The organism is Paucibacter sp. XJ19-41 (assembly GCF_028462495.1).
Classification (GTDB): domain Bacteria; phylum Pseudomonadota; class Gammaproteobacteria; order Burkholderiales; family Burkholderiaceae_C; genus Roseateles_E.
This window is the reverse complement of sequence record NZ_JAQOWX010000074.1, coordinates 1-26,556: the sequence shown is the minus strand read 5'-3', so window position 1 is coordinate 26,556 and position 26,556 is coordinate 1. Positions and strand designations below refer to the sequence as shown.

14 protein-coding genes are annotated in these 26,556 nt (G+C 64.4%); 1 reads left to right on the top strand and 13 read right to left on the bottom strand.

What is annotated here, in order from left to right:
- From PO768_RS18405 to PO768_RS18350, 13 genes are all read right to left on the bottom strand, one after another.
- Positions 1-3,171, bottom strand: a complete 3,171-nt coding sequence (locus PO768_RS18405; protein WP_272647216.1) for a non-ribosomal peptide synthetase — start codon at positions 3,169-3,171, stop codon at positions 1-3.
- Complete coding sequence (locus tag PO768_RS18400; protein WP_272647215.1) at positions 3,168-9,011, bottom strand: non-ribosomal peptide synthetase; 5,844 nt, start codon at positions 9,009-9,011, stop codon at positions 3,168-3,170. Before PO768_RS18400 ends, PO768_RS18405 begins: the two co-directional genes overlap by 4 nt.
- Entirely contained in the window at positions 9,008-13,642 is a 4,635-nt protein-coding gene (locus tag PO768_RS18395) for a type I polyketide synthase (RefSeq protein ID WP_272647214.1), read from the bottom strand. Before PO768_RS18395 ends, PO768_RS18400 begins: the two co-directional genes overlap by 4 nt.
- Positions 13,639-19,038: a non-ribosomal peptide synthetase gene (locus tag PO768_RS18390; protein WP_272647213.1), complete on the bottom strand. Its 5,400-nt coding sequence runs from the start codon at positions 19,036-19,038 to the stop codon at positions 13,639-13,641. Before PO768_RS18390 ends, PO768_RS18395 begins: the two co-directional genes overlap by 4 nt.
- Positions 19,035-19,736 (bottom strand): 4'-phosphopantetheinyl transferase family protein, encoded by a 702-nt coding sequence (locus PO768_RS18385; RefSeq protein WP_272647212.1) that lies wholly within the window; start codon positions 19,734-19,736, stop codon positions 19,035-19,037. Before PO768_RS18385 ends, PO768_RS18390 begins: the two co-directional genes overlap by 4 nt.
- Complete coding sequence (locus PO768_RS18380; protein WP_272647211.1) at positions 19,714-20,454, bottom strand: thioesterase II family protein; 741 nt, start codon at positions 20,452-20,454, stop codon at positions 19,714-19,716. The genes PO768_RS18385 and PO768_RS18380 overlap by 23 nt, the downstream gene beginning before the upstream one ends.
- Positions 20,451-20,681, bottom strand: a complete 231-nt coding sequence (locus tag PO768_RS18375; RefSeq protein WP_272647210.1) for an MbtH family protein — start codon at positions 20,679-20,681, stop codon at positions 20,451-20,453. The genes PO768_RS18380 and PO768_RS18375 overlap by 4 nt, the downstream gene beginning before the upstream one ends.
- A 128-nt stretch (positions 20,682-20,809) precedes the next feature.
- The gene (locus PO768_RS18370; protein WP_272647209.1) at positions 20,810-21,013 is read right to left on the bottom strand and encodes a FecR/PupR family sigma factor regulator; all 204 of its coding nucleotides are present in this window, start codon (positions 21,011-21,013) and stop codon (positions 20,810-20,812) included.
- A 75-nt stretch (positions 21,014-21,088) separates the two neighbouring features.
- Entirely contained in the window at positions 21,089-21,613 is a 525-nt protein-coding gene (locus PO768_RS18365; protein ID WP_272647208.1) for an RNA polymerase factor sigma-70, read from the bottom strand.
- A 544-nt stretch (positions 21,614-22,157) separates the two neighbouring features.
- Positions 22,158-22,292: a hypothetical protein gene (locus tag PO768_RS29295; RefSeq protein WP_442953249.1), complete on the bottom strand. Its 135-nt coding sequence runs from the start codon at positions 22,290-22,292 to the stop codon at positions 22,158-22,160.
- Positions 22,280-22,471 carry a hypothetical protein gene (locus PO768_RS18360; protein ID WP_272647207.1) on the bottom strand — a complete coding sequence of 64 codons (192 nt, stop codon included), beginning with the start codon at positions 22,469-22,471 and terminating at the stop codon, positions 22,280-22,282. Before PO768_RS18360 ends, PO768_RS29295 begins: the two co-directional genes overlap by 13 nt.
- Before the next feature lie 659 nt (positions 22,472-23,130).
- Positions 23,131-24,063, bottom strand: a complete 933-nt coding sequence (locus PO768_RS18355) for an alkaline phosphatase D family protein (protein ID WP_272647206.1) — start codon at positions 24,061-24,063, stop codon at positions 23,131-23,133.
- Positions 24,064-24,421: 358 nt separating this feature from the next.
- Complete coding sequence (locus PO768_RS18350; RefSeq protein WP_272647205.1) at positions 24,422-25,009, bottom strand: NADPH-dependent F420 reductase; 588 nt, start codon at positions 25,007-25,009, stop codon at positions 24,422-24,424.
- Positions 25,010-25,446: 437 nt separating this feature from the next.
- Here PO768_RS18350 and PO768_RS18345 point away from each other — a divergent pair, with 437 nt between their 5' ends.
- The gene (locus PO768_RS18345) at positions 25,447-26,355 is read left to right on the top strand and encodes a LysR family transcriptional regulator (RefSeq protein ID WP_272647204.1); all 909 of its coding nucleotides are present in this window, start codon (positions 25,447-25,449) and stop codon (positions 26,353-26,355) included.
- Positions 26,356-26,556: the final 201 nt, after the last annotated feature.

Genomic DNA, 26,556 nt, shown 5'->3' with positions numbered 1-26,556 from the left:
TCAGCCGCCGGTCAGCATCGCGCCGTCCGGTTGACGCGCCTGCCGCGCTCGTTGTTCCAGTGCCGCCCGCTGCTCGGGTGACAGATCGGCCAGTTGGCGCTGCACTGCAGCCAGCCTTTCCAGTTGGGTCGGGTCGGCCGCCTGTGCTCGCAGGGCCAAGGCCAGCGCGGCTGCGGTGGGGTGATCGAACACCAGGCCTGGGGCTACCTCCTGCTTGAGCTGCTTGCGCACCCGTGCCACAAGCTTGATCACCTGCAAGGAGTGCCCACCCATTTCAAAAAAGTCATCATCGACACCCAGTGCCTCGCGTCCCAACAGCAGGGCCATGCCCTTGACCAGCAGGAACTCCAGGTCGTCGGACGGCGCCCGACCTGTCGGACGCGCAGCAGCCGGAGCGGCCTGGGGCAAAGCTTCAAGCGCGCGTCGATCCACCTTGCCGTTGGCCAGGCGCGGCAGCTCCGCCAGGAAGAGGCAACGCGCCGGCCACATGTGCGAGGGCAGCAGGCCGGTCAGTTGGTCACGTACCTGCGCCTCATCCAGGGCAGCGCCATCCGACCGCACCAGGAAGGCCACAAGTTCGGCTTCCTGGTCTGACGACCCCTTCCGAGGCTGCATCATGACGATCGCCTGGCGGACGCCATCTAGACTCAGCAGCGTCGCTTCGATCTCGGCCGGTTCCACCCGGAAGCCGCGAATCTTGAGCTGGTGGTCGAGCCGACCCGCCAGGCGCAAGCCGCCCTCAGGTAGCAGGCAGGCCAAGTCGCCCGTTCGGTACAGGCGCTCGCCAGGGCACCAAGGATCAGGGATGAAGCGTTCACCGCCATCACCGTGCAGATAGCCTTGGCAGAGCTGTACGCCGCCCACACACAGCTCGCCGAGCGTGCCGACCGGCACTGGCGCCAGCGTCTTCGGCTCGAGCACTCGCACGCGGCAGTTCGCCAGCGTCCGGCTCAGCGGCAACACATCTCCAGACCACAAAGGCAATGAGGTATCCACCGGGTGGACCAGCACGCCAACCGTGGTCTCAGTTGGACCGTAGTGGTTGTAGAGCGCCATGCCGGGATGGCGTGTGGCCAGGCGCTCGACCAGGCTGCGGGATGCGCTTTCACCGCCAAGCACCACCAGACCTGGCACTTGCTGTGCCTCGCCGTCCAGCAATGCCTCAAGGTGGGATGGCACCATCTTCAGGCCGTCAATGGCTTCGCGCTGCAAGAAGCGTGCGAACGCGGCGCCATCGGCCATGTCGGCAGCATCGGCCACGACCAGACAGGCACCGTTGTAGAGTGCACCGAACAGAGCCGTGTGCCCCAGGTCAGCGGCCACGGTGCCGGTCAGACCCCAGCGACGTGCCCGCTCAAGACCCATGGCTTGAGAGGCCGCCGCCACATAGTTGAGCAGCTGTCCATGCTCGATCACTACGCCCTTCGGCGTACCCGTCGACCCGGAGGTGTAAAGCACGTAGGCGATGTCGGCGGGTGCAGGGCCTTCCGCACCGAAGGCCACGCACGGCGAATTGCCCAACGGCAAGCTGGCCAGCGGGGTATCGACGAGCAGTACCGGCCGCGCCTGGTCCAACACCACCTTCCGGCGCGCGGGTGGCCAGTCCGGCTCGAGTGGCAACCATCCCGCGCCAACCTGCCAAGCCGCGAGCAAGGCCAACACAGCATCGGCCGAACGCGGCAGACAGACAGCAACCAGGGTTCCTGGACCGGCCCCCTGTGCGGTCATCCAGTGCGCCAAGCGCTGCATGCGGTCAACCAAGTCCGCATAACTGATGACCTCTCCGTGCCATGACAGCGCAGGGGCATGGGGCGTGGCGCGGGCCCAATGAGCCACACGCTCCAACATCGAGCCCATGCCCGTATCCAGCTCAGGGGCGGCTGGCAGCAAGACGGACTGCTCCTCGACCGTCCCTGCCAGGTGAAAATCCTCCATCGGGGCCTCGGGCCGTACCACGCATTGGGACACCCAGTCTTTGTAGTGATCCAGCAGTACCGCCACGGCCTGGGCAGTGTGATGCCGAGCGTCTGCGCTCACCGTCAACAGGGCCTGATCCGTATCGATGACCACGTGCAACGCCAACTCGAATGCAGCATTGGCATGGGCCGCCACATTCGTCTCGTCGACCAATCGCCATCCTTGGCCGCAAGCCGGGCGCGCATCGAAGGAGAATCCCACGGCCAGATGCGCCTGCGTGGGCGTGTCGTCCACAGGCCAGTACTCTTGTGCTTGCGTGTGCGCTTCCAATTGCCGCTCAAGCGCGGACACTCCTTCGAAGAACGAGGCTTTCGGCGGCCAGGCAGAGAATACGGGCAGCACCTTGTCAAAGACACCCAAGGCACCTGCCATGACCTCGTAGTCCTGGCGGCAATCATGGCGCCACCCCCCTGCAATCTTGTGCGTGGAGCCGGACAGTCGCTCCAGCAAGGACCACCAACCTGCTTGAAGAAGGGTGCGCGGGCTGGCGCCGCAGGAAGCGGACAGGGCAAGCAGCTTTTCCCACAGCGCTCCATCAAGGCTTTGCGTCTGATGCAGCAGCACCGCATCGCGGGAGCCAGTGGCCACGTGACGCCACGCCAGGCGAGGCACGTCGTGCGAACCATGGTCTTGCAACCAGGCGTTCCAGTACGCCAGGCCTTCGCTCGCCTCGTCGCCATCGGTCAGCTCTTGACGCCATTCAATGAACTGGGCGTACTGGAAGACATCGCCAGACCCAACAGCACCAGGCGCCAGACAGGCGTCCGCCAGCTCACGGGCCAGGGCCGACAGGCTGGCCGCATCGACCAGGAGTGGATGCGCCACCAGCCACAGCGAGGTGCCGGCAGGCGGCAGACCCGCCATGAACAGCCTCAGCCCTTGGCCGGGGTCCAGATCCAGACGAGGCGCTAAGCCGGCCGACTGATCGAGCCGTGCCACGCTCGGTGTGCCGTCGGTCCCCCTGGACTGTTGACGCCACCCACGGTAGCCCTCAGCTTGACCAAACACATGCCCCAGCACGGGATGCCGAAGCATCAGTTGGGACAGCGCAGCCGCCACCACCGGCTCGTCCAGGGCGGCATCGAAGTCGATACGCACACGCCAGGGCTCGGGCAAGCCACGCGACAGTACCGCGCGCTGCTCGGGCGCCAGGGGCAAGCTTGGCCCCGACAAGACAGGAGGGAACGGCATCATCGCGCGCCCTCCACGAGTCGTCCTGCCGCCGTCTGCGCCATCGGCTGCAGCATGCGGCGATCGAACATCGCGCCCATGGCCACCACGATCTTGCGTGGGCCCTCATACGGGTCACGGGCGTGCGCAGCCAGCATGTTGTCCAGCATGACCACATCCCCCTGGCGCCATTGAAAGCGCACTGCGCAGGCCTCGTAGGCCTGGCCTATCACCTGCATGGTGGTGTCGCTGATCGGCGAGCCATCGCCAAAGTAGACATTCCGCGGCAAGCGATCCGATCCCACCAGAGACAACAGATCCTCGCGCACCTCGGGCTCCAGGCAGCTGTCGTGATGCAGTTGCACCTGATTGAAAAAGACCCGTTGGCCGGTCACGGGATGGGTGATCACGGCCGGGCACAGGGTGCGGGTCTGGAGCTCGTCGCCCGCCAGCCAGCGGAAGTCGACGCCCGCAGCGTGAAGCCGCTCTTCAACGTCCTCGCGCCGGTCGGTCTTGAAGAAATCCTTCCAGCTCACATCCAGCTTGTCCGTGAAGGTGCGCACATACAGCAGCTGCCTGCGCTCGAACTCGGCTACCAGATCGGCCGGCAGCCGGCGCAGCATCTCGCGGCCATCGACGATGGGAGTGGCGCCTCCGACAGGGGACGGCAGCTCGCAGAAGAACCACTGCTTGCGCGGCCAGCGGTCCAGGTGGGAGCTTTCGTTGTGATACAGAATCATCTGCTTCTCGGGATAGGGCGTGGAACGGTACGTGTTGCGCCCGCCCTCCTTCTTGGGCAGATCGCCATAGCTGCCATAGAGTTCGGGTTCAATCGCCTCGGCGAAGGCCTCGAAATCCTGCGGCGTCTTCAGGCCGAAGTTGCGCAGCAGCAGGCCGCCATGCCGGCTCAACAGGGCCTCGACATGCTGGCGCTGCGAACGCGCCCAAGCCACCGCATCCAGGTCGGGGCCGGCCGGCTCAATCACGAGAGGAAACTCGCGGCCCGGTGTCAGGAAAGATGTTCTGACCGCTGGCGCGTCGGCGGTTGCCGCCACGCCGGACCTCTCGGAGATCTTGCGAAGCTTGTCGAACTTGCCGGCGCCACCTTTGGCGGGAGCTGGATGCGATGTGTCCTGATTCGCCTGCATGGCGTTCTCCTTGATGCGGATGATCGGTGAGGGGTCCAGCCGCTGCTGCGGCGAAGCCACGGCGCCGGCCAGCATGTCGCACCACTGGGCCGAGACCTGCTCGATCGTGTCGTGGCGATACAGTGCCGTGGCATACACCCAGTCGACTGTCAGCCCCTGGTCATGCTCGTTGACGAACACGGCAAGATCGAATTTGGCGTGGGATGCGGGCTGCGGCAGCGTCTCGATGCTCAGGCCGGGAATGTTGAAACGGGATTGAGGCATGTTCTGCAAAACGAACAGCACCTGCACCAAGGGGTTGAGCCCACGCTCACGCGGCAGCGCCAGGGCATCAATCACCTGGTCGAAGGGCAATTCCTGATGCTCCAGGCTCGCAAGTACGTCCTGAGCAACCTGATCGACCCAGCCGCTCATGCTGGTTTCCGGCGACAGATGCGAGCGCAACGGCACCACATTGACAAAGAAACCCAACAGCCCTTCCAGGTCCGGATGAGACCGGCCAGCCACATCGGTCCCGACGACCAAGTCGCTCTGCCCCGTCCAGCGATGCAGCATCCAGAGAAACGAAGCCAGCAGCACACTGAACACAGTGGCGCCATTCGCATATGCCAGCGCTCGCACATGGTTTGTCACGGCCAGTGGCAGCTCGATCGTCACGGACGCTCCCCGACCGTCGGCTCTGACCGGCCGCACATGGTCAAGAGGCAAGGTGGACCGCTGCGGCGCGCAGCTCAGAGTGCGTCTCCAGAAGTCCGCCTCATGTGCACCCTGGCCCTGCGCCAGACGTCCGCGATGCCATACGGCATAGTCGGCATATTGCACGGGCAGGTGTGGCAAAACGGGCTCGCACCCTTTAGCCAAAGCCTGGTAGATCGCCGCAAATTCGCGCACAAAGATGCCATGCGACCAGCCGTCGAAGACGATGTGGTGAATGGCGAGCACCAGCACATGGTGCTCGCCGGATAGCCGCAACACAGTAGCTCGAACCAAGGGCGGCGCGTCCAGATCGAACGCCAAAGACTCGCCGGTCCGCAAAACCTCGCCGACAGCCTGCTGCTGCAGGGCCGGCGTCTGAGTCGCTACATCCAGAATCGGAACCTCCAGGTGCAGGCTCGTTGCGACCCGTGCCACCGGCTCCCCCTCCTCGTCCTGGCCATAGGCCGTGCGCAGCACTTCGTGCCGCTGGACCAGCCTGTGCAGCGTCGCACGCAAGGCATCAAGGTTGATCCGACCATGCAGACGCAGTGCCGTCACCATGTTGTAGGCCGTCCGCTCGGTCGGCGCGGCCAGGCTGTCGACCAGCCACAGCCGCTGTTGGATGGGCGACAGCGGCAACGCCGCGCTGCGCGGCACCGGCTGAAGTGGACCTCCGGCCACGGTCTCTTCGGGCGGCAGGCCCTGGTCTTGCAGGCAACTGGCCAGCCCTCGCACGGTGGGCTGCTCGAATACCAGTCTGAGCGGCAGCGAGCGGCCCAGACGCTGACGCAAGCGAGCCACCAGCTGAGTGGCCAGCAACGAATGCCCACCCAGATCAAAGAAGCCCTGATCTCGCCCCACCGGCTGCGCCAGGCCCAGCACCTCCTGAAACAAGGCGGCCAGCGCCAGCTCCGTCTCGTTCTGGGGCATTTCGCCGCTATCGGCGGCAGCCACCGGGACGGGGTCCGGCAGGGCAGCGCGGTCCACCTTGCCATTGGCGTTGATCGGCAGCGCTGGCAGTCTCATCAGGACTGCCGGCACCATGTAGTCTGGCAACGCCCGGCCCAGTGCCTGACGAAGCGCGGTGGTATCGCAGGCTTGCCCGTCATGGGTGCTGAGATAGCCCACCAGACGCGTGCCGGCTGGCCCTTGCACCGGCAGCACCAGTGCTTCGCGAACGGCCGGCTGCGCCAGCAGTTGCGCCTCGATCTCGCCCAGCTCGATGCGAAAGCCCCGGATCTTGACCTGATGGTCAATCCGTCCCAGGTACTCGATCTGGCCGTCGGATCGCCACTTGACCAGATCGCCGGTGCGGTACAGACGTCCGCCGTCCATGCCGAACAGATCGCAAGCCACGAATCGCTCGGCGGTCAGGCCGGCACGATGGAGATAGCCACGTGCCAGCCCCTCTCCCGCCACATGCAATTCGCCAGGAACTCCGATCGGCACTGGGTTCAAATTGGCATCGAGAATGCAAAGGCCGAGATCGGGAATCTGCCCGCCGATGGGGCTACGCTGCCCTTCCATCAGATCGGCACGAGTGATGGGTCGATACGTGACATGCACCGTGGTTTCGGTGATGCCATACATATTGATCAGACGCGGCGCCTCGTCGCCGAAATGATCCAGCCAGCGCCGCAAGCTTTGCGGCTCCAGTGCCTCTCCACCGAAGATCACGGCACGCAAAGGCGTGGCGCCGCCGTCGTAGAGGGCCGGCACCTGCATCAGTTGGCGGAAAGCCGAGGGCGTCTGATTCAACACCGTCACGCCCTGCTCGCGCAGCAAGACCAGGAACTCCTCGGGCGAACGGCTCTGCAGATAGGGCACCACCACCAGGCGCCCTCCATGGCACAAAGCGCCAAAGAGCTCCCATACCGAGAAGTCGAACGCATAGGAATGGAACAGTGTCCACACATCGCGATGATCGAAATGAAACCAGTGGCGTGTGGACGACAGCAGACGCACGGCGTTGCGATGGGTCAGCAGCGCCCCCTTGGCCAATCCCGTCGAACCCGAGGTGTAGATCAGGTACGCAAGGTGGTCGCCGCACATCGGCACCCGGGGATCGGTCAGTGGCTGCGCAGACAGATCCAGGGTATCCAGCATCAACACGCGCAACTGCGACGACAGGCGGTCGATCGAGCTGACCGGCAGGTTTGCCTGCAGCTGCGTCTGCGTGAGCAACACCGACATGCCACTGTCGCTCATCATGTGGTTCAGGCGTGCGGTGGGATAGGCAGGATCCAATGGCACATAGGCGCCGCCGGCCTTGAGAACTGCCAGCACGGCGATCACCATGTCTGCGGAGCGCTCGAGCGCCAGCCCGACTTTGATCTCGGGGCCGACACCATCGGCAATGAGCCTATGTGCCAGCTGGTTGGCCCGCTGATTGAGCACCGCATAACTCAGAGCATGGCCCTCGGCGGTCACCGCGATCGCGTCGGGACGCAACCGGACCTGTTGCTCGATCAGCTCGTGCAGAGTCATGTCCGGTGTCGCGACGGACGCCACCAACTGCGGTCGCGGGCGTCCCCAATCCATCAGCTGTTTTCGCTCATCGAGCCCCAGCATGTCGACATCTGCCACCAGGGAGTCGCTCTGGCGGGCCACCGCCTCCAGCAAACGCAGATAGTGCCCGGCCATGCGCGCCATGCTTGCCGGCTCGAAAAGCTCAGCCGCGTAGCCGAACATCGCCGTGATCCGACCGTCCGGATGTTCGGTGGTATCCAGGGCGAGGTCACAAAGAACTGCATGCTCGCCCAACTCATAGCTGGTCAGCGCCAGGCCCGGCAAGCTCCCCAGCGCCTCATGGTCTTCGCGCAGATGGTTGAAAATGACCTGGAACAACGGTGTCTGCCCCGGACGGCGTTCGGGCTGCAGGACTTCCACCAGCTGTTCGAAGGGCAGGTCTTGGTGGGCTTGGGCGCCCTGCGCCGCTTCTCGCGTCTGTGCCAGCAAATCCCGCAGCGTGGTCTGAGCATCGAGCTGGACCCTCAAGACCTGGGTATTGACGAAGAAGCCCACCAGGCCTTCGGTTTCCGCCCGCTGACGGTTGCCCACCGGCACACCGACACGGATGTCGGACTGACCGGTATACCGGTGCAGCAGAGCCTGGAAGGCCGTCAGCAGCAGCATGAACAGCGTCACTTGGCTCGCCTGGGCCTTGCCGCGCAGCGCGGCTGCGACATGGGCGGGCACTTCGAAGGGCTGCCGTCGCCCCTTGTGACTCGGATGCATCGGCCGAGGATGGTCGGTCGGCAGCATCAGCACGGGGTGCTCCTGCCCCAGGGTGCGTTTCCAGTAAGCCAGTTGACGCGCCTTCTCGCCCTCATTCAGAGCCTGGCGCTGCCAAACGGCATAGTCGGCATACTGGATTGGCAGCTCGGCCAGCTGAGGCTCCCGCCCCTGCACCCGCGCGGTGTAGGTAGCCACCAGCTCGCTCACCAGGATCTTCATCGACACCGCGTCCGAGACGATGTGGTGCATCGCCACGGCCAGCACATGTTCGCTCTCATCCAGCCTCAGCAAACTCACGCGCAGCAATGGCCCCTCGGCCAGATCGAATGGTTCGGAGGCGATATGCCTGACATGCTCGTCGGCACTCGCCTGCCGTTGCTGCATCGGCAGATCACACAGATCGAACACCGACACATGCAAAGGTGCCGCGGGTTGCACCAGTTGCTCGGGCTGCCCGTCGGGGCCCTGCCGGAAAACGGTGCGCAGCGCCTCATGCCGTCGCAGCCAGGCATCGAACCCGGCTTGCAGGGCCTGCACGTCCAAACGCCCTGACAACCGCAGCGTACCGCTGAGGTGGTAGGCCGTGCTACGCGGATCCCATTGCCAGAGAAACCACAGGCGCTGCTGTGCATGGGACAGGGGTGCCGGGCCTGTACCCTGACGACGGGGGATGGACAGTTCCTGCGTGGCCTGTCCCCGCAACCGGCTGAGCAGCAGCCGTTTTTGCTCCGGCGTGAGGCGGGCACGTCGGGCAGAAAGTTCGTCTTCGCTTTTCATCATCATGATGCGTGCTCGATGTCCTCGATCAAGCGGGTCTCGACCTGCATGGCCAGCCCAGCGATGGTCGGGTCCTTGAAGAATTCGGCGTTCTGCACAGCGATTCCAAAGGCGGCCTTGACACGGGCCAGCATCTGAATGCCCAACAATGAGTCGCCGCCCAGCTCAAAGAAGTTGTCGTTCAAACCCACGGGCTCGATGCCCAGCAAGGCCCGCCATATCTCAGCCAGGCGAACATCCAGTTCCTCGAACGGCGCTTCAAACGGCGTGCTCAGGCCTGGGCGGGACGATCGTGTCCCGGTAGACGTCAGTGCCGATGCCGCGCCCTCGGAAGCCAGCGCAAGCAGCCAGTCCTGGGAAGCGTTTTCGAGCCGCATTTCCAGCGGCACCGTCGACACCAGCACATGCGGCACCTGCGGTCCGGCCAGGATGCGATCAAACACCTCCACCCCATGGGCCGGTGCGATGCCGACACCATCGGGCCAGGCCATGTCGGCAGCCATGCCCACGTCCCGCCAGCCATCCCAGCCGATCGCAACAACGTGGCAGGCCGATTCGCCCTCGTCCTGACTCCAGGCTTGTGCGGCCGCATCCAGGCACGCATTGGCCGCGCTATAGGCGGCCTGACCGAGGCCGCCCGTCACGCTAGCCAAGGATGAACACAGCACAAGAATCTCGAGAGGTTCGCTCCGCAACAGTTCGCGCAGGGCGAGCGCGCCCTGGACCTTGGGTGCCATCACCCGAGCCATGGCTTGCGGCGTGTCCTGAGCGAAGCCAGAGCCCGCCTCCCCCGCAGCGTGGACAAGACCGTGCACGGCCCCGAAGCGGCGCTTCGCCAAGGCCAGGGCGTCGCGCATGCTGGCCTCATCGGTCACGTCGGCACGCAGCACCATCACCTCCGCGCCCAGCGCCTCCAGCGCCATCACGGTGCGCAAGTTATCGATCTCCCGTTCACGACCGGCCGGCTTGTCGGCCAGCAACGCAGGCCACTGTTCACGGGCAGGCAGTTGGACCGATCGTCCCAGCAGCACCAGCTTGGCCTGCACGGTACGCGCCAGATGCTCGGCCAGGGTGCGACCGATGCCGCCCAGTCCTCCGGTGATCAGGTAGACCCCGGCCGGGCGCAAGGGACTGCGCGATGCAGGCGGTCGTTGAATGGGCTCGAAGCGGCGCACCCATCGGTAGCCACCGCGATAGGCCACGACCCGCTCGCTGCTCAAGATGGGGTGCGACACCTGCGCGAGCACCTGGGCGGCCACAGCCTCCCAGCGAAGACCATTCCCCACCTTCGCTTGCACATCGATCGCGCGGCAGACAAGCCCGGGGACGTCCAGCGGCAAACTCAGACAGGCACCTAGCGATGTGGCCTTGGCAGCGCAGACCGGGTCGCTGCCTGTCACGTCAAGCAGGCGATCGGCAACCACGCTGATTTCCACACGGGCCCGAACCTGGTTTTCCTCCGCCCAAGTTTTGTAGGCCTGTCCGAGGCAGCGCAGGCTGAAGAACCCTCGGGCCAGCACCTCTTCAAGCGGCCATGGAGCACCGCCGTCCACGCCCCAAGTGTGGACCACGCGGACCACCGCAGGCTCCGAACCCATGAGCAACTGCCACAGCAAATCATGACCGGCCTGGTCATCCGCAACCAATTGCCCGCCACCCGTGTCCAGCGCAGTGGTCGCGGCAACATCCACCAGCAACGGGCGCAGCCCCATCGCCTGAAGTTGCGCCTTCAAGGTGCCACCCAAGCCCTCAGCCTGGCCCAGGATCAGCCAGACATCGTCGTTGGGCTCAGGCCGCTGCGACACCGCCAGTGCGTCCGTGCGCTGCCACACGGGCGCGTGGAACCAGTCGTCGAGCTCAAGCCGCTTCACTGCGGCGGACGTCGGAGACATCGACGCCCCAGAACGGTGACCGTCCGAAGCAGGCGGATCTATCCAATAGCGCTGCCGCTCGAAGGGGTAGGTAGGCAGCGGTACGCGCCGCCGCCCCTCATGCAGCCGTTTCCAATCCATCGACACGCCCGCCAGCCACAGACGCCCCAAACTCGCCGGCCAGGGCTCATGCGGGCCCGGCCTGCCCGGGTGCGGCAAGGACGACAGCACGACGCGGCCGGTCCCTGCGGCTGGATGGCGTCGCGCCAGCATTCCGAGGGTCTCGCCTGGGCCCACTTCCAGCAGCACACGCCCAGGCTCGGCCATCAAAGTGGCCAAGCCGTCGGCAAAACGCACGGTGCTGCGCAGGTGCGCAACCCAGTATGCCGGGTCGACAGCCTGAGCGGCAGTGATCCACTGTCCGGTCAGGTTCGACACAAAGGGCAGGCTCGGAGGATGAAACTCCACCCGCCCCAGTTCGGCAAGAAAGTCCTCCAGCATCGGGTCCAGCATCGATGAATGGAAGGCATGCGACACCTTCAGGCGCCGCACCGCGACCTCGCGTGCGACCAGGTCGCGCTCGACCGCATCGATCGTCTCGCCAGGGCCGGACAGCACACAGGCATCGGATGCGTTGACCGCCGCAAGGCCGCAGCCATCGTCGACATAGGATGAGACTTCCGCTTCGGACAGGCCCACGGCCAACATGGCGCCTTCAGGCAAGGCTTGCAGCAGGCGCCCCCTGACCGCGACCAGGCGCAGGGCATCGTCCAGCTTCCAAACACCGGCCAAGCAGGCCGCCACGTACTCACCGATGCTGTGACCCAGCATGCTTTGCGGGATCACGCCCCAACTCATCCACAGACGAGCCAGCGCGTACTCGATCACGAAGAGCGCGGGCTGGGTGAGCGCGGTCTGGGCCAGATGCTTGGCGGCCTGTTCCACCGTTTTCTCTTGGGGCTGCTGCAGCTCGGGATAGAGCACTGCCCGTAGATCCAGTCCCAGAATCGGCGTCAGCACCGCCATGCAACGGTCCACCTCGGTCCGAAAGATCGCCTCGTCCCGGTAGAGCGAAGCCGCCATGCCCACATGCTGCGCGCCCTGCCCCGGGAACAGAAAGGCCACGGCAGAGCCGCTCGCGCGGTCCGGAAGGTGCGACACAAACAGGCGGCCCGGATCGCGTCGCGCCAGCGCCAGCCCGGCGTCCTCGCGATCACTGCAGACCAGCACGGCACGATGGGCAAAAGCCTTGCGGCCGATCTGCAGTGTCCAGGCCACATCGGGCAGCGGCAGGTCGGCGTGCTCGCGCAGGTGGTCGGAAAGACGCGACAAGGTCTGCTCGAGCGCAGCTGGACTGCGCGCCGACACCGGCAGGATCTGCCAGTTGCGGGCCGGCGCCGACGCCTTGCCGGGCGTCGGCGCCTCCTCCAGGATCACATGGGCGTTGGTGCCCCCCATGCCGAAGGAACTGACGGCCGCACGACGCGGCATTTCGCTCGCCGGCCAGTCCCTCAGCGTCGTATTGACATAGAACGGGCTGGCCTCAAAGTCGATGCGCGGATTGGGCTGCTCGAAGTTCAGGCTGGGTGGCAACTGGCGGTGGCGCAGAGCGAGAGTGGCCTTGATCAGGCCGGTCACTCCCGCGGCCGCATCCAGATGTCCTACCAGGGTCTTGACCGAACCCAGCGCGCAGAATCCCCTCCGGTCGGTACCGACACGGAAGGCCCGGGTCAGGGCTTCCACTTCAATAGGGTCACCCAGCACCGTACCGGTTCCGTGCGCTTCGACATAGCCGATGGAGTCGGGCGGCACGCCGGCCATGGCCTGCGCGGCCAGGATCACCTCGGACTGGCCCTCTGCGCTGGGAGCGGCATAGCCGATCTTGGACGAACCATCGTTGTTGATGGCCGAGCCCTTGATGACGGCGTGGATGGTGTCGCCATCAGCCAGCGCATCGGCCAGGCGCTTGAGCACCACCGCGCCCGCACCGCTGCCGATCACCGTGCCCTGCGCACGTGCATCAAAGGCGCGACACAGGCCGTCAGGCGACAGGATGCTGCCGTCCTGGTGCAGATAGCCGCCGTCCTGGAGCAGATTCAGCCAGACCCCGCCGGCCAGGGACATATCGACCTCGTGGTTCAGAAGGCTGCGGCAGGCCATGTGAACCGCCACCAGCGAGGTGGAACAGGCCGTCTGTACCGTGACGGCCGGACCGCGCAGATCCAGTTTGTAGGCAACGCAGGTACTCAGCGAATCCTTGTCGTTGCCGTTCATCAGGCCCAGCAGCGCCGAGATGTCACGGGCATTGCGCAGATCTTGGTGGGGCAGAAGGTTCATCAGCAGATAGCTGTTGGCGCCGGTGCCCGCCAGCACACCGGTGAGACGCGCGGTGTCGCGATCACCTGGCGACCAACCGGAATGCTCCAGGGCCTCCCAGGCCACCTCCAGGAACAGGCGCTGCTGCGGATCGAGCCGCGCTGCCTCGCCGGGCGCATAGCCGAAGAAGGCCGCGTCGAACCGGTCCATGTCGGCCAGCACCATGCCTGCCTTCACATAGGACGGGTCTGCCAGCAAGTGCTCCTGCACGCCCTTCGACCGCAACTGCTCATCGGTGAAGAAGGTGGCCGCGCCCTGCCCCATGCGCAGCCGGTCCCAGAGGGCATCGACCGTTGGCGCGCCAGGAAAGCGCCCGGCCATGCCAATGATGGCGATATCCGCAGCGCCATCGCCGTCATCCAAGACGGACTGATTCAGCTCACTGCTCATGACGGAACTTTCTGCGCACCTGGCTTTCGTTGAACAAAGGTCGAGCGTTGGCGCCGGGCGCGCTCTTCGCGTTGCTGCTGGGTACCCCCGACCGTCCGCGGCCGGTCGTCCGCTGAGCGGTCGAGCAGACGGACCATGTCCGCCACCGTCGGGTGTTGCAGCAACTCCATCACCGAAACCTCGGCCATGAGTCGGGTTTCAATCTGGCGCTGCAGGCGAACCAGCAGCAGCGAATGCCCACCCAGATCGAAAAAGTTCTCGTGCAGGCCGACCTGCGGCAGTCCCAGCAAGTCGGTCCAGATCGCGGCCATCACCCGCTCACGCGGATCCCGGGACGCCTCATGCTCGCCCTCGACAGCGGCAAGGGTGGCCGGAGGTAGCGCGTGGCGATCAAGCTTGCCCGCCGAGGTACGTGGCAAGAATCCGAGCACCGCGATCGCCGACGGCACCATATAGGCAGGCAGCAGCCGGGCCAGTTCCTGCCGCAACGACAACGGTCCGGTCGTCGCCTCCAGCGAGACGTGCGCGACCAGCTTGGCGTCGTCGCCCTCGCCTTGGACCGAGGCCATGGCTTCCCGCACCCCCGGCTGAGCCAGCAGTGCCGCTTCCACCTCGGCCAGTTCAACCCGAAAGCCTCGCACCTTGACCTGGTGATCGACGCGCCCCAACGCTTCAAGCTGACCATCGTGCCGCCACCGTGCCTGGTCGCCAGTGCGATACAGGCGCCCGCCTTGGTCATCAAAAGGGTCCGGCACAAAGCACTTGGCCGTCAGCTCTGCGCGCCCCAGGTAGGCTTGGGCCAGCCCCTCCCCGCCCAGATACAGCTCACCAACGACGCCCGGTGGCACGAGGTTCATGTCCCGGTCCAGCACATGAGCCGTGCGCCGGCCCACGGGCCGGCCAATAGGCACATGGCGGCTCAAAGCCGGCAGCGAGCCCTGTGAGTCGCATGTCCAGGCCGTCGGGGTGATAACCGCCTCCGTAGGGCCGTAGGCATTGATGTACTGTGCGGCCAGCCCCAGCCGCCGAGCAGCTTCCAGGTCGCCGCTCGACCAGGCCTCGCCGCCAGCGATGACCAGCCGCACCGACCAAGGCGACTTGGGCTGTCGCATCAAGCGTAGATACGACGGAGGCAGGTCCAAGATGGTCACGCCTTGGGTGCGCACCTCATGCTCGAGTCGATCAGGGTCGCGAACATCGTGGTCCGGCACCACGACACCGCCGCCGGCCACCAGGGGTGCCAGCCACTGCTCCATCGCGGCATCGAAGCTGGCCGATGCAAACTGGAGCAGCCGGTCTTCAGTGCCAAGCCCATAACGACTTGCAATGGCTTGCACATGCATGGCCAGCGGGCCATGCGCCACGCCGACGCCCTTAGGCTGGCCAGTAGAGCCCGATGTGAAGATCACATAGGCGAGCTGCCCTGGATGGATGGAAAGACAGGGATCGTGATCCGGTTGCGTGAGCAGGTTCGGAGCATTCGTTTGCCACCGATATCCATTAAGCCCGGACACCCGCCTCTCGTCGGGCCAGGACTCATCCGTCAGCAGCATCCCCACGCCCGCATCTGCAACCATGATGGCCAGCCGCTCGGCCGGGTAAGCAGGGTCGAGCGGAACACAGGTGCCACCGGCCTTCCATACCGCCAGCAAAGCCACGAAAAGGTCGAGACCGCGCGCCATCCCCACGCCCACCCGAGTTTCCGGTCGCACGCCCCGGTCTATCAGATGGTGTGCAAGCCGGTTCGCTCGGCGGTTCAGTTCGATATGACTCAGGCTTTGTTCACCCTGGACCAAGGCCATGGCATCGGGCCGCTTTCGGGCAACCTCCTCCAGGGACCGATGGACCGGTACGGCATCCCAATCAGCTCGGCCGAGCGCCTCGCCCTGCCCCCACCGTGCAAGCAAGTCGCGATCGTCAGGGCAAAGCAGATTGACGTCGGCCAGGGCCATGTCCGGAGTTCCCACCAGAGCCTGTAGCAGACAGACGTACGCATGCCCCAGCCGCACCATGGTGGCCGGCTCGAACAACTCGGCGGCGTACACCCAGTGCGCGCGCAAACGCCCATCGCTGAGTTCACGCAGTTCCAGCGTCAACTCAAAGGACGCCTCGGCTTCAGGCAGGTCAAGCAGCTCGGCGCGCAAGCCGGCCAGATCGCCGACGGCGCCAGCGTCCTCCTGCAGCAGATTGATCATGACCTGGAACAAGGGGCTGTGGGCCATGCTGCGCGCCGGTTGCAAGGCCTCCACCAGTTGCTCGAACGGCAGGTCCGGATTCGCCTGCGCGCCCAGCGAAGCTTCCCGGACTTGGTGCAGCAGACGGCCGAGAGAGCCCTTTCCATCGACTACCTGGCGCAGCACCAGGGTATTGACGAAGAAGCCGATCACATCCTGCGCGCCGGGCTGACGCCGATTGGCCACGGGCACGCCGACCCGCACATCCTCCTGGCCGGTGAAGCGGTACAACAAGCCCTGGAAAGCCGCCAGCAGCATCATGAACACCGACACGGCGCCCGCCTGAGCGGCCGCACGCAATGACGGGACCAGGATGTCCGGCAGGTCGATGGCCATGCGGGCCGCGCGGTAGCGGGCGACCGGAGGACGGGGATGATCAGCAGGAAGCATCAGCACGGGATGCGAGTCACCCAGCTGCGCGCGCCAGTAGGCCAATTGTCGATCGCCCTCGCCCGCCGCCAGCCAGCGGCGCTGCCACGCTGCGTGATCCACATACTGCAGAGCAGCCTCCATCGGCGGCAGTATCTGTCCCTGGGCGGCTGCTCGGTACCCCCTGAGAAGCTCGTCGAAGAACAGCTGCATCGACGCGCCATCGGTGACGATGTGGTGGGCCAAGACCAGCATGACCGCCTCCCCGTCTGCGATATGGATCAGGTGAACTCGCCACAACGGCCCTTCGGCCAGATCGAAAGGTTCCCGCTGCAAGCGCCCAAGCAAATCGGCCATCGACTCATCGCGTTCGCGGAGATCGATCTCGTTGAGCTGAGGAAGTCCAGCTGCGCCCAACACCCGCACTTCCTGCATCAGGGCACCATCACTACCCGGCACGAACACCGTTCGCAGAGATTCATGGCCGGCCGCCAGCGCGCTCAGCGCGGCGCGCAGGAATGCTCCGTTCACTGTGCCTTGCAGGCGCAAAGCAGCGCCGACATGGTAGGCCGCGCTGGCCGGTTCCATATGCCACAAAAACCATTGGCGCTGCTGCGCATGCGAAGCAGGCCAAGCCTGCCTGCCACGGTCGCGTGGCAGGCGTTCGATACGTTCGGCCCACCCGATCACCGGATCCGACGGTGCCGTTTGCTCACGCAAGCGTGCGAGTGCCACGGCGCAGTCGCTCAGTACCGGATGCTCGAACATCAGACGCGGCTGCACGGCCAGATTCCATCGGGCCGCTATGCCGGCCACCACCTGGGTTGCGGCCAGAGAATTACCTCCCGACGCAAAAAAATGAGTCTGCGGGCTCACCACCGCCGGGCGGCGCGTCACGCGTTCCAGGGCCTCTCGCCAGATGGCTGCCAGTGCGGCGGTATCGTCGCTCATTTCCCGCGGCCGATCCGCCATGCCCACGGCTGCCGGGCCGCCCCGCACAAAAGCGCCATGCTCGAACACGGCATAGGCATCCAGCGTTCCCTCCTCCCAGCCGAGGCGGCAGGCGTTGCGCTGTAGCTTGCCGCTCGACGTCTTGGGCAAGGCGCCAGGATTGAGCAGCAGCACCACCGACAGCGGTTCTCCACAAACCTGGCTGACCGACCGACTCAAGGCATCCACCAGCGTTGGCGCCGACACCAGCTTCTGCATGCCGCGCGACACTTCGGCTGCCAGACCGATACCTTCGCCATCCACGCCGTCAACCGCAAAAACGGCGACCCTCCCCTTGCGCACAGCCTCGACCTCAGCCTCAACGGTCCGCTCCAGATCCTGCGGATACAAGTTGTGTCCGCGCACAATGATCAGGTCCTTGAGCCGGCCGGCCACGTACAGCAGTCCCTGATGCCGAAAGCCAAGGTCGCCAGTGCGCAACCAGCGCCGCCCGTCCTGCTCGACAAATGTCTGTGCAGTCTCTTTCGGGCGCCCCCAGTAGCCCTGACCCAGGCTGGGGCCGGAGGCCCAGATTTCGCCGACCTCGCCGTCCGATGCAGACGTCAGCGTTTCAGTGGACATGATCTCGACGTCATGCCCGCTGACCGGACTGCCGCAACTCACCAGCAACGGGGCCTTGGCATCCACCGCCGCCTGCCCTTGTCTAAGCCGTTCGACGGAGAAACCGTGGGACACCAACCCCTGCCCCCGAATTCCGCCCGTGACGAACAGCGTAGCCTCTGCCAGCCCATAGCAAGGATAGACAGCCTCGGCCGGAAACCCGGCAGGCGCGAACCGATCGATGAAGGCACGCAGGGTGTCGTGACGCACTGGTTCCGCACCGGAGAAGGCCAGGCGCCAGCAAGACAGGTCCAGCCGCCGCAACTGCTCCTCGCTGACACGCTCGACACACAGGCGGTACGCGAAGTCGGGCCCGCCACTGATCGTGCCTCGGTGCCGGGATATGGTCTCCAGCCAGCGCAGTGGTCGCTCCAGGAAAAAAGCGGGCGTCATCAGCACCACGGGGATGCCCCGATGGATGGGTTGAAGCAGCCCACCAATCAGACCCATGTCGTGAAACAAAGGCAGCCACGACACAAAAACGTCGTCCGCGCCTACCGACAGGCCCTCCTCGATCGCCCATTCATTGGCAGCAAGATTGCCATGACTGACCATCACGCCCTTGGGCGTGGCCGTCGATCCCGATGTGTACTGAAGGAAAGCCAGATCGCCAATGTCCGGCTCATGCTCGCGCCAAGCCTGGGCACTTTCATGATTGCCGGCGAACGTCGCCAATTCGTCCACCACCAGTGCCTCGATGCTTGCCAAGACCGGACCGGCCTGGCGCAGCTGCGGCAGCATCGCGCTCGTGGTCAACAGGCATGCCGCTTGGCAATCCTCGGCAATGGCCCGCAGACGGGCCACATGTTGCTCACGCATCGATTCCGGAGGAAACACCGGCACGGCCACCAGCCCCGCATACAGGCAGGCCATGAACGAGATCACATAGTGCTCGTCATTGTTCAGCAACAGCAAGGCCCTGTCGCCGATGGAGAAGCGCGCCTGCAGATTGGCCGCCAGTGCTCTTACGCGTTGATCGAGTTCAGCATAGGTATAGACGGTGTCGATCACCGACGCCCCATCCGCCCGCACCGTGATCAATGCGCGACCATCGGGGCGATTCCTGGCCAGACTGCGCAGACGGGCTGCCAAGGTGACAGGCTCGCCCAGCATTGATCGGCGCGAAAGGGGGCGCGGCAACCAATCGGTTTGCATGGAATCAAGAGCATTCGCGGAGGTCATGACGGGATTTCCTGCTGAAAGTGGGAGTGACACCAGGCCAATGCAGCGGCATAGCCCGTCGGGGCCTGCAGTGCGCATGCAGACACGGCCGGCCAGCCCTGAAGGGCGTGACTCACCGTGACCCGCCCCTCGGGGGTTGGCTGCACCGAGAGGCCGGGCAGATGAGCGGCCAAGCCGATACCCAGCGCTTTCAGCGCCGCCTCCTTGCCGACCCAGTAATGGAAGAAGGCATCAGGTCGGCGATCGAGAGCCAAGCCTTGACGCTCCTGAAGCGTGAGAACACTGGCCTCGATCTCGCGCGTATCCACGCCCCTATCGCAGTGTTCGATGTCGACGCCCAGGCGATCAATGACACCGGCCGGCGCCAGGGCCATCAAGGCGAACCCGCCAGCGTGTGAAACATTGAAGACCGGCGGCTGCGGCCAGCTTTCAGGAAGACCGGGCTTGCCCTGCCGCCCCGTCACCAGAGGCAACTGCAAAGGATCACACCCCAGTCGCGCCCCAAGCAGGCGACGCAAGGCGCCCCGGGTTGCCACAAAGCGCACACGGTCGGCACGCATGCGCAAGCGCGCGGCGCGCGCGCGCTCCTCGCTGGTCAACAGCCGCAAACCCTCAGTGGGCTCAACCGCCAGGTCCAGCGGCAAGCACCAGAGCTCGAGCCCGGCCGGCACATCCTCAGGCAAAGGCCAGGCCTGCATATCGCCCCTCGTGATTGCGCATTGCCAGCTGACGCTCGATCAGCGCCAATACCTCGCACTCGTGCGGGCGCAGAAAGAAGTGCCCGCCGCTGAACCAGTGCAGGGCCAGGCAATGAGTGGTCTCGCATCTCCAGGCCTCCAGCCGCTCGGCGGCGATGTCGTCCTCCAACCCACCCAGCACCACCAATGGGGCTCGCAGTGGAGCCTGCATCGGCCAGTCGCAAGCGCTCTCGCACACCTGATAGTCCGCAGCCAGAACACCCAGCACGATGCGGCGCAGCTCAGGATTTTCTAGAACCTCAGTCGGCGTTCCGCCTTGCTTCAGCAGATCCGCAATCAGCCAGGCCTCATCGCCGCTGCCGGCAAAGCGCTCGCGCTCGCGACGCGTCGGAGCCGGACAGGCCGACACGAAGACAGCCAGGGGAGCTGGCTGCCCCCGCGCCTGCCAACGGGCAGCCATGGCGTGCGCAAGCAAGCCACCCATGCTGTGCCCGAACAGCGCATAAGGCCCCTGCAGCACACCCGCATGCTCACTGCACAGCAGCTCGACCAGTTGGTCCGCATCGTGCAGCAGGGATTCACCCATGCGCGCGCCGCGACCGGGAAGCTCCACCGGCACCAGCCTCAGCCAGGCCGGCAAGCGAGATCGCCACCGCAGATACATGGTCGCGCTGGCACCGGCGCAAGGCAGGCTCAGCAGGGACACCTGCACGCTCATTGCGGACCGGCAGCCGCCGATGTGTCCATGAAACGACGCAGCGACAAAGGCCGCATGTCGGTCCAGACCTCGTTGACATGATCCAGGCAGGCTTGCTTGTCACCCAGGAACCCGGCATCGACCCAGCCGCCGGGAACAGCCTTCCACTCAGGCCAGATTGAATACTGCTGTTCGTGATTGACCAGAACGCGGAACTGTCCGTTCTCGCGATCGAAACAACTCGTCATGGCGACGCCCTCGCACCGATGCACAAGGGATGCCTACACCTGCTGCCAGGCACTCAGAGGCTTCCCGATACACAGATGACGATTGAGGCGTCCGGGAATTTAGTGGGGAACTACTCGAGCGTGAAAGCTCAGGAAGACGACGAAGGGGGCACCATTCCAGTAATCGACCACAGGTGCTGCGCCTGCCGGTAGGCGCTGCGATGTGCAGCATCCATCATGAGCCAAGCCTTCAGCTCGATGAGTTCGGCGTCGTTCAGCGCCTTCTCATGCTCGCGCATCACCCAGCCCAAAGCGGCTTGCCAGATAGGGTCGTCGCGCGATAGGTCCGTCATGATCGTCGTCAGGGAGTTGTCTGAGCATGGCGGTGGAGCCACCCCTGGATTTTAAGCCCCCCTCACCGACGGGTCTCAGGCTTGCGTAGCCTTGGTCAATGCATCTCGGCAACAGTTCATCGCATCGCGCACCATGAAGTTCACCATGGTGGTCGATACACCCAGAGTCTTTGCCACTTCGCGCTGAGTCAAACCGCCCAGTCGGTGCAGCTCAAACGCATGTCGAGTGCGCTCCGGCAAAGTCGACAAGGCATCGACCACCAGACGCAAATGCTGGCGATGCATTGCCAACATCTCCGGCGTGCCGCCCAGATGTGGCACCTCCAGGCCATCATCCTCGTGCGCACAAACCTGCGACTCCAACACCGCACGCCGGTGGCGGTCACTGGCCAGGTTCCGCACCACCTGAAACAGATAGGCAACCGGCTGCTTGACCTCCAGAAATCCCCCGCCCTCAACCACCTTCATGTAGGCATCCTGAACCACATCTTCCGCGCGTTGGATGTTGCCAAGAATCTTCAGCGCTGCCATGCGCAACTGCGGTCGATTGGCAATGAAGGTGGCGCCAATATCTGTCACCGGCTCATGCGGAAAGAACATGGATGCTCCCGATATGAGATCCATGCATCGCACGCAGGAGTCTCAGCAAGAAATAATAATAATGATTCTCATTATGTTTTATGACAGTGTGCTCATGTGTTTCAACCTACAGGCTTCAGGGTCTATCGGATCCTTCCGGGCAGCCCACACCCGCTCGAATTGACACCCTGCAGACGGCAGCGGTGGCAGGAAGTCCTTTGTGCATGCATTCGCCCCGTCGCTGCAACACGAGCCGGCCAGCAAGGGCTCTAGGCCGATACCGTACTGCCCAGCGCCACCGGCGCCCACTTCTGGGCCAACGGCAGGCTGCCGCTTGAGCACCGGTCTCCGGCCATCGTGATGTCGCCCGACGAGATGGTCGATGCCGCAATGGTGGGCTTCGGCCTTAGCAAGCTGATCATGATGGGGAGCGAACGACAGCCACGGCCCAAACTTGTGTGCTCCACCGATCCACTTTCCTTCAGGCCAGTCCTCCAAGCTTCAAGTGATCGCTGCGACGTCGCGCCTAGGTCATAGACGCGCCGTCTCAGGGATAGCCACGGTGTCACAGGTGCAAGCGATCTTTCGAAGTCATGCAGCGTTCAACATCGCCAGCCCGCCTCGGCCTAGCTGAACGGCACCCCGTTCGCTGCAACTCACTGGCCGCTCGGTTGAGTTGCCCACGGCTCACGCCGACCATCGTCGCCAGCGCTTGCTGAGTCGACGGAAGAGTGGCTGCGCCTCCATGAGTTTGCAGCTCGCGAGCAGCCACAAAGCCAGTCGTTGGACGGTGGTGTGCCGATGAGCGCAAGCGACAGTCTGGGTGGTTGGGCTCATGCAGAGCCCCACATAGGCAAGCAGCGAATCCTTCAGATTCATGCTCCGCTCAAGCGCAGCGTCGAGTACCCAGGCATCAACCCTACGCGCCACGGCACAGCTTTGAACGACACAACCCATCAGCACCGGGGCCTACGAGTGCAAGCTCCGAGCGCTGGCCCGGGTGTCCCTGTGCGAATTGAAGTCCGTCACAGAGAGAAAAATTTGGGGGTCAATTTGTGGGTAGGAGCGACTCTCGCCCACAGAACCCCGGAAAATACTAACTCTTCGGCGGACGCCCTCTCCGCCAAGAACTAAGTCTCAGCGCCTGCCACGGCGTCTCGATAGACACCCCAAAAGCCCTGTTTCCCCAGTGAAACGGGGCTTTTTTTGTGTCTGGACGTCCTGTACCGCTTCTTGCCATGCAGGGCTTTCTGTCGGTGCCGTTGTTGGTACGCAGGATCTACCGTGTTGATATTTCCTCTACCAACTGGGGTGGCCGTAACAGCTAAGCCCTTATCGACTCTTCACCACCGGCGTTCGCCGGCGACTGGCTTTGGACGGCACTGCCAGTTCGCAGCCCACACTGACAGCAGCCATTCACGCGTGCGGGTGCTGAGCGGCCGGTCTTCAGGGCATCCAGTTCACAATCCCGAACGCTGGGTGACATCCGAAGTTTTTGCGCATAGCAGGCGATGCAGGAGGTTGGGATCGCTCGATCATCACTTCTTGGCGACGGTCCAGTCCTCGATGGCGATGACCCGGCGCGACGCGCCTCCCGTGGTGTGAGGGTTGGCGTGAAAGTCCACGTAAATCTGCGTATCGCTGATGGTAATTAGCCCCCAGTTGTCCGCGTAGCGCTCGGGCACGAATTCGTCCTCCGTGTAGGTCTTGGGGATGAAGCAGGCCACGCCCGAAGAGATCGCTTCATGGAACCCTTCCGGGTGCGAAACGAACTTGTTGTAGTGAACGTCTCCGGCGAGGAACAGTGCCCGACGCCCCAGGGAGCCGGCGCTGCCCGGATGAAACGCCAACCTGGACCGAATGCCGTCGGCCACGGACCTGTAGTCCGCCACCCGATGCCCGGGCTTGCCCACGCTGAACCCCGTGCCCGAGCCGATGATGGTGAACCGCTTCTGTTCGGTCCTGGCCGGGTCTAGCTGCTTCCACAGCCATTTCTCCTGTGCATCGCCGAGCAAAGTCGGATTGGCCGCCTTAGAGCTGGTGCGATAGGTCCGTACATCCAGCATCACGACCCTGACCTCAGGCAGATCGTCATAAGTGCAATACATATGCGGTCGATTGTTATTGCGCGCGAACCCAAACCAGCGATCAAACATCTCGCGCGTCGTGGCGACGTACTGAGGCGGCGCCTCGGCGCCGAGGGTGTCGTCGGGACCGCAATCGTGATCGTCCCAGATCGCCAGAGTGGGCACCGACTCGATGACGGCGCGGAACTCCTTGACGGCAAACTGCGCGCGATAGCAGTCCTCCAAGGCCTTGAAGTCCCAGGTGCTGCCGTACCAGCTCATGTAGGCGTTGTCGCCCAGCATAAGCAGCAGGTCTGGCTTGGCGGCCAGTATGTCCTCCCACGCCGGCTGGGTCTTGCGGTAGGTCCCGTAGGCGCAGGAAACGAACGCGATCTTGGTCGCCATGATTCACCTCCAGTCGTTGCCATGGATCTCGTCGAAGCTCGACAGGCCCTTGTTGGCGCAGCTTGGCTCAACCACCTTACCTTTGCCGTGATGCCAAGTGCTGCGCCCGTCTGTTCATGAGCGTCACCCGCTTCATGACCGAGCGCATGTCCAGTCGATCGTAGACTTTTTGGACGCGATCGGTGACGGTGGCGGGAGCGATCTTCAGTATCTTGGCAATGCCAACTTGCGAATGTGCGGTGTGCAACAGGTGGCACACCTGCGCTTGGGCCGGCGTCAGGATTAGAGGCTGCGATGACCCGGCGGACGACGAGGGCCTGCTCACTCCCGCTGCTCGAACAGCAGCTCTGGACTCTTCCTACCCCTGTTTCACCAGGTTCTGAAGGATGAGCGCACCGCCTTTGTCCAGCAGAGTGCCGACGCCCGCCAGCGTACCGAGGGCGATGGGCGCGAACCCGAGATCGCCGACGAGCTTCGCGACCACACCCACGGCGCGCCCGTCGTCCCCGGCCAGAAACATGACCCTTCGTCCGCCATGCTCGACAGGGTCCGATGCCAGCAGCTTGGCTGGGAGCTGGTTCAGCGACTTGACCACATGTGCCCCGCCGAAGGCGGACGCCACCACCAAACTCGAAGGCTGACCACGCAGCGCTTCGGGTGGCACCCCGTAGGTGTTCATGGCGTCGACCACGATTCTGCCGGTCCACGGTGCACCCGCACGGGCCACCGCTTCGTGAGCAGCGAAGGGAATCGCCAGGATGACGACATCGGCCCTGACTGCATCTTGCAGACTCTGCGCGGTCACATAGCCGGCGAACTCCTTTTCCAGTGCCTCGATGGAGTCCGGCCCGCGAGCATTCGCGACGCCGACAGCGATCCCGCTGCGCGCGAACTGCCGGGCCAGTGCTGAGCCGACGTTGCCCGAGCCGATGATGGAGTAGGTCATGAAAATTCCTTGTGATTGAACGTTGTGGTTGAACCGCCTGCGGCTCACGCCGAGATGGCTGGTATGCCGGCATGCGCGATGGCGGCATCCTTGGCTTGCGGCCCCATCGCAAGACCTTCGGCGCGGACGACGGCGACATCGACCACACCGATGAAGGCCAGCAAGCCGATGAGCTAGCTCTCCTGGTGCTCAAGCGCGGCTGCCGGACTGCCTGCGGCATAGACGCCACCGCGGGCCGAGCACGCTGGGGTCGAGAGGAAGGAGTTGCATGGCAAGGCCTCTAAGAATCCGGTAAGGAAGTCCGACCCTTTTGCTTCCGCGCCGGGGTCCGGGGACGATCTGTTCCCTTGGCCTGAATCTTGAAACCAGGCACACCATCTGAGAAGACGGTATATTGAGATGCAATCCATCTCAATTAAAGATGGGTGGAGCCTTGAATGCTGGATGGCGTGTCTCTAGATCAGCTTCGAACCTTCGTGACCGCCGTCGATGAGGGGAGCTTTTCGGCGGCGGCGCGAAGACTCAACCGTGTGCAGTCCGCGGTGAGCGGTTGGGTCAACAGCCTTGAAGCGCAGATTGGTGTCGTGCTGTTCGACCGATCGGGCCGCTACCCGAAGCTCACCCCAGAAGGCCTCCTCCTGTTGACGGACGCGCGCAACATCGTGTCGGGTGTCGACACGCTGAAGGCTCGCGCCAAGTTGATGGCGGCGGGGCTGGAAGCGGAACTTTCGGTCGTGGTGGACGTGTTTTTTCCGACTGCAGTCGTCAGTGCTGCCGCCAAGGCGTTTGCCAGCCGATTCCCGCTCACGCCGCTGCGTGTGTTCGTGGAGGGGCTGGGCGCAGGCTATCAACCGGTTGTCGACGGGCGCTGCAACTTGGGAATTCTCGCGCCGCTACCGATGGTGTTCCCGTCGCTCGTCAGCGAAGGCATCGGTCAGTTGTCGCTGGTCACGGTGGCCGCACCCGATCATCCGCTTGCAAGTTTCAAGCGCCGGATTCCGAGAGCGGCGTTGACCAAGCACGTTCAACTGGTTCTCACCGATCGCTCGGAGTTGAGCGCGGGCCACGACTACGGCGTGAAGTCGGCGGCGACCTGGCGGCTGGCGGATCTCTCCACCAAGCACGCATTCCTCAGAGACAGCGTTGGTTGGGGAAACATGCCGGAGCATATGGTGCGCAAGGACCTTGCGGAAGGGACGCTGGTGTCGCTCGACGTGGAGGACATGCTGCCCACTGGCTTCGCACTCACGATGGAGGCATTTCATAGGGCGTCGGAGCCACCGGGGCCGGCGGGCAGGTGGCTGATCGACGACCTCAAAGCGCGATATGCCGCGGAGACACAGTGAAAGTCGGCTTCAGGCAATTGGCGTGACAGACAGCTTCTGGCCGGGACTGCCCAGTCGCCCCGCCTGCCGAGAGCAACCATCGGCCAGCCAGGATCAAGTGCGGCGCGGCGCACCAAAATCGGTCTCGACTCCGCGAAAAACTCCCGTGTTCCAGCAGCGGCCCGCCGCTATGCTTGCGCGTCGCATCCAGCCCCCTCCCCC

Coding starts and splice junctions, on each gene's coding strand:
- PO768_RS18405 (WP_272647216.1), bottom strand. CDS start 3,171: ATGATGCCGTTCCCTCCTGTCTTGTCGGGGCCAAGCTTGCCCCTGGCG.
- PO768_RS18400 (WP_272647215.1), bottom strand. CDS start 9,011: ATGATGATGAAAAGCGAAGACGAACTTTCTGCCCGACGTGCCCGCCTC.
- PO768_RS18395 (WP_272647214.1), bottom strand. CDS start 13,642: ATGAGCAGTGAGCTGAATCAGTCCGTCTTGGATGACGGCGATGGCGCT.
- PO768_RS18390 (WP_272647213.1), bottom strand. CDS start 19,038: ATGACCTCCGCGAATGCTCTTGATTCCATGCAAACCGATTGGTTGCCG.
- PO768_RS18385 (WP_272647212.1), bottom strand. CDS start 19,736: ATGCAGGCCTGGCCTTTGCCTGAGGATGTGCCGGCCGGGCTCGAGCTC.
- PO768_RS18380 (WP_272647211.1), bottom strand. CDS start 20,454: ATGAGCGTGCAGGTGTCCCTGCTGAGCCTGCCTTGCGCCGGTGCCAGC.
- PO768_RS18375 (WP_272647210.1), bottom strand. CDS start 20,681: ATGACGAGTTGTTTCGATCGCGAGAACGGACAGTTCCGCGTTCTGGTC.
- PO768_RS18370 (WP_272647209.1), bottom strand. CDS start 21,013: ATGACGGACCTATCGCGCGACGACCCTATCTGGCAAGCCGCTTTGGGC.
- PO768_RS18365 (WP_272647208.1), bottom strand. CDS start 21,613: ATGTTCTTTCCGCATGAGCCGGTGACAGATATTGGCGCCACCTTCATT.
- PO768_RS29295 (WP_442953249.1), bottom strand. CDS start 22,292: ATGGTCGGCGTGAGCCGTGGGCAACTCAACCGAGCGGCCAGTGAGTTG.
- PO768_RS18360 (WP_272647207.1), bottom strand. CDS start 22,471: ATGAATCTGAAGGATTCGCTGCTTGCCTATGTGGGGCTCTGCATGAGC.
- PO768_RS18355 (WP_272647206.1), bottom strand. CDS start 24,063: ATGGCGACCAAGATCGCGTTCGTTTCCTGCGCCTACGGGACCTACCGC.
- PO768_RS18350 (WP_272647205.1), bottom strand. CDS start 25,009: ATGACCTACTCCATCATCGGCTCGGGCAACGTCGGCTCAGCACTGGCC.
- PO768_RS18345 (WP_272647204.1), top strand. CDS start 25,447: ATGCTGGATGGCGTGTCTCTAGATCAGCTTCGAACCTTCGTGACCGCC.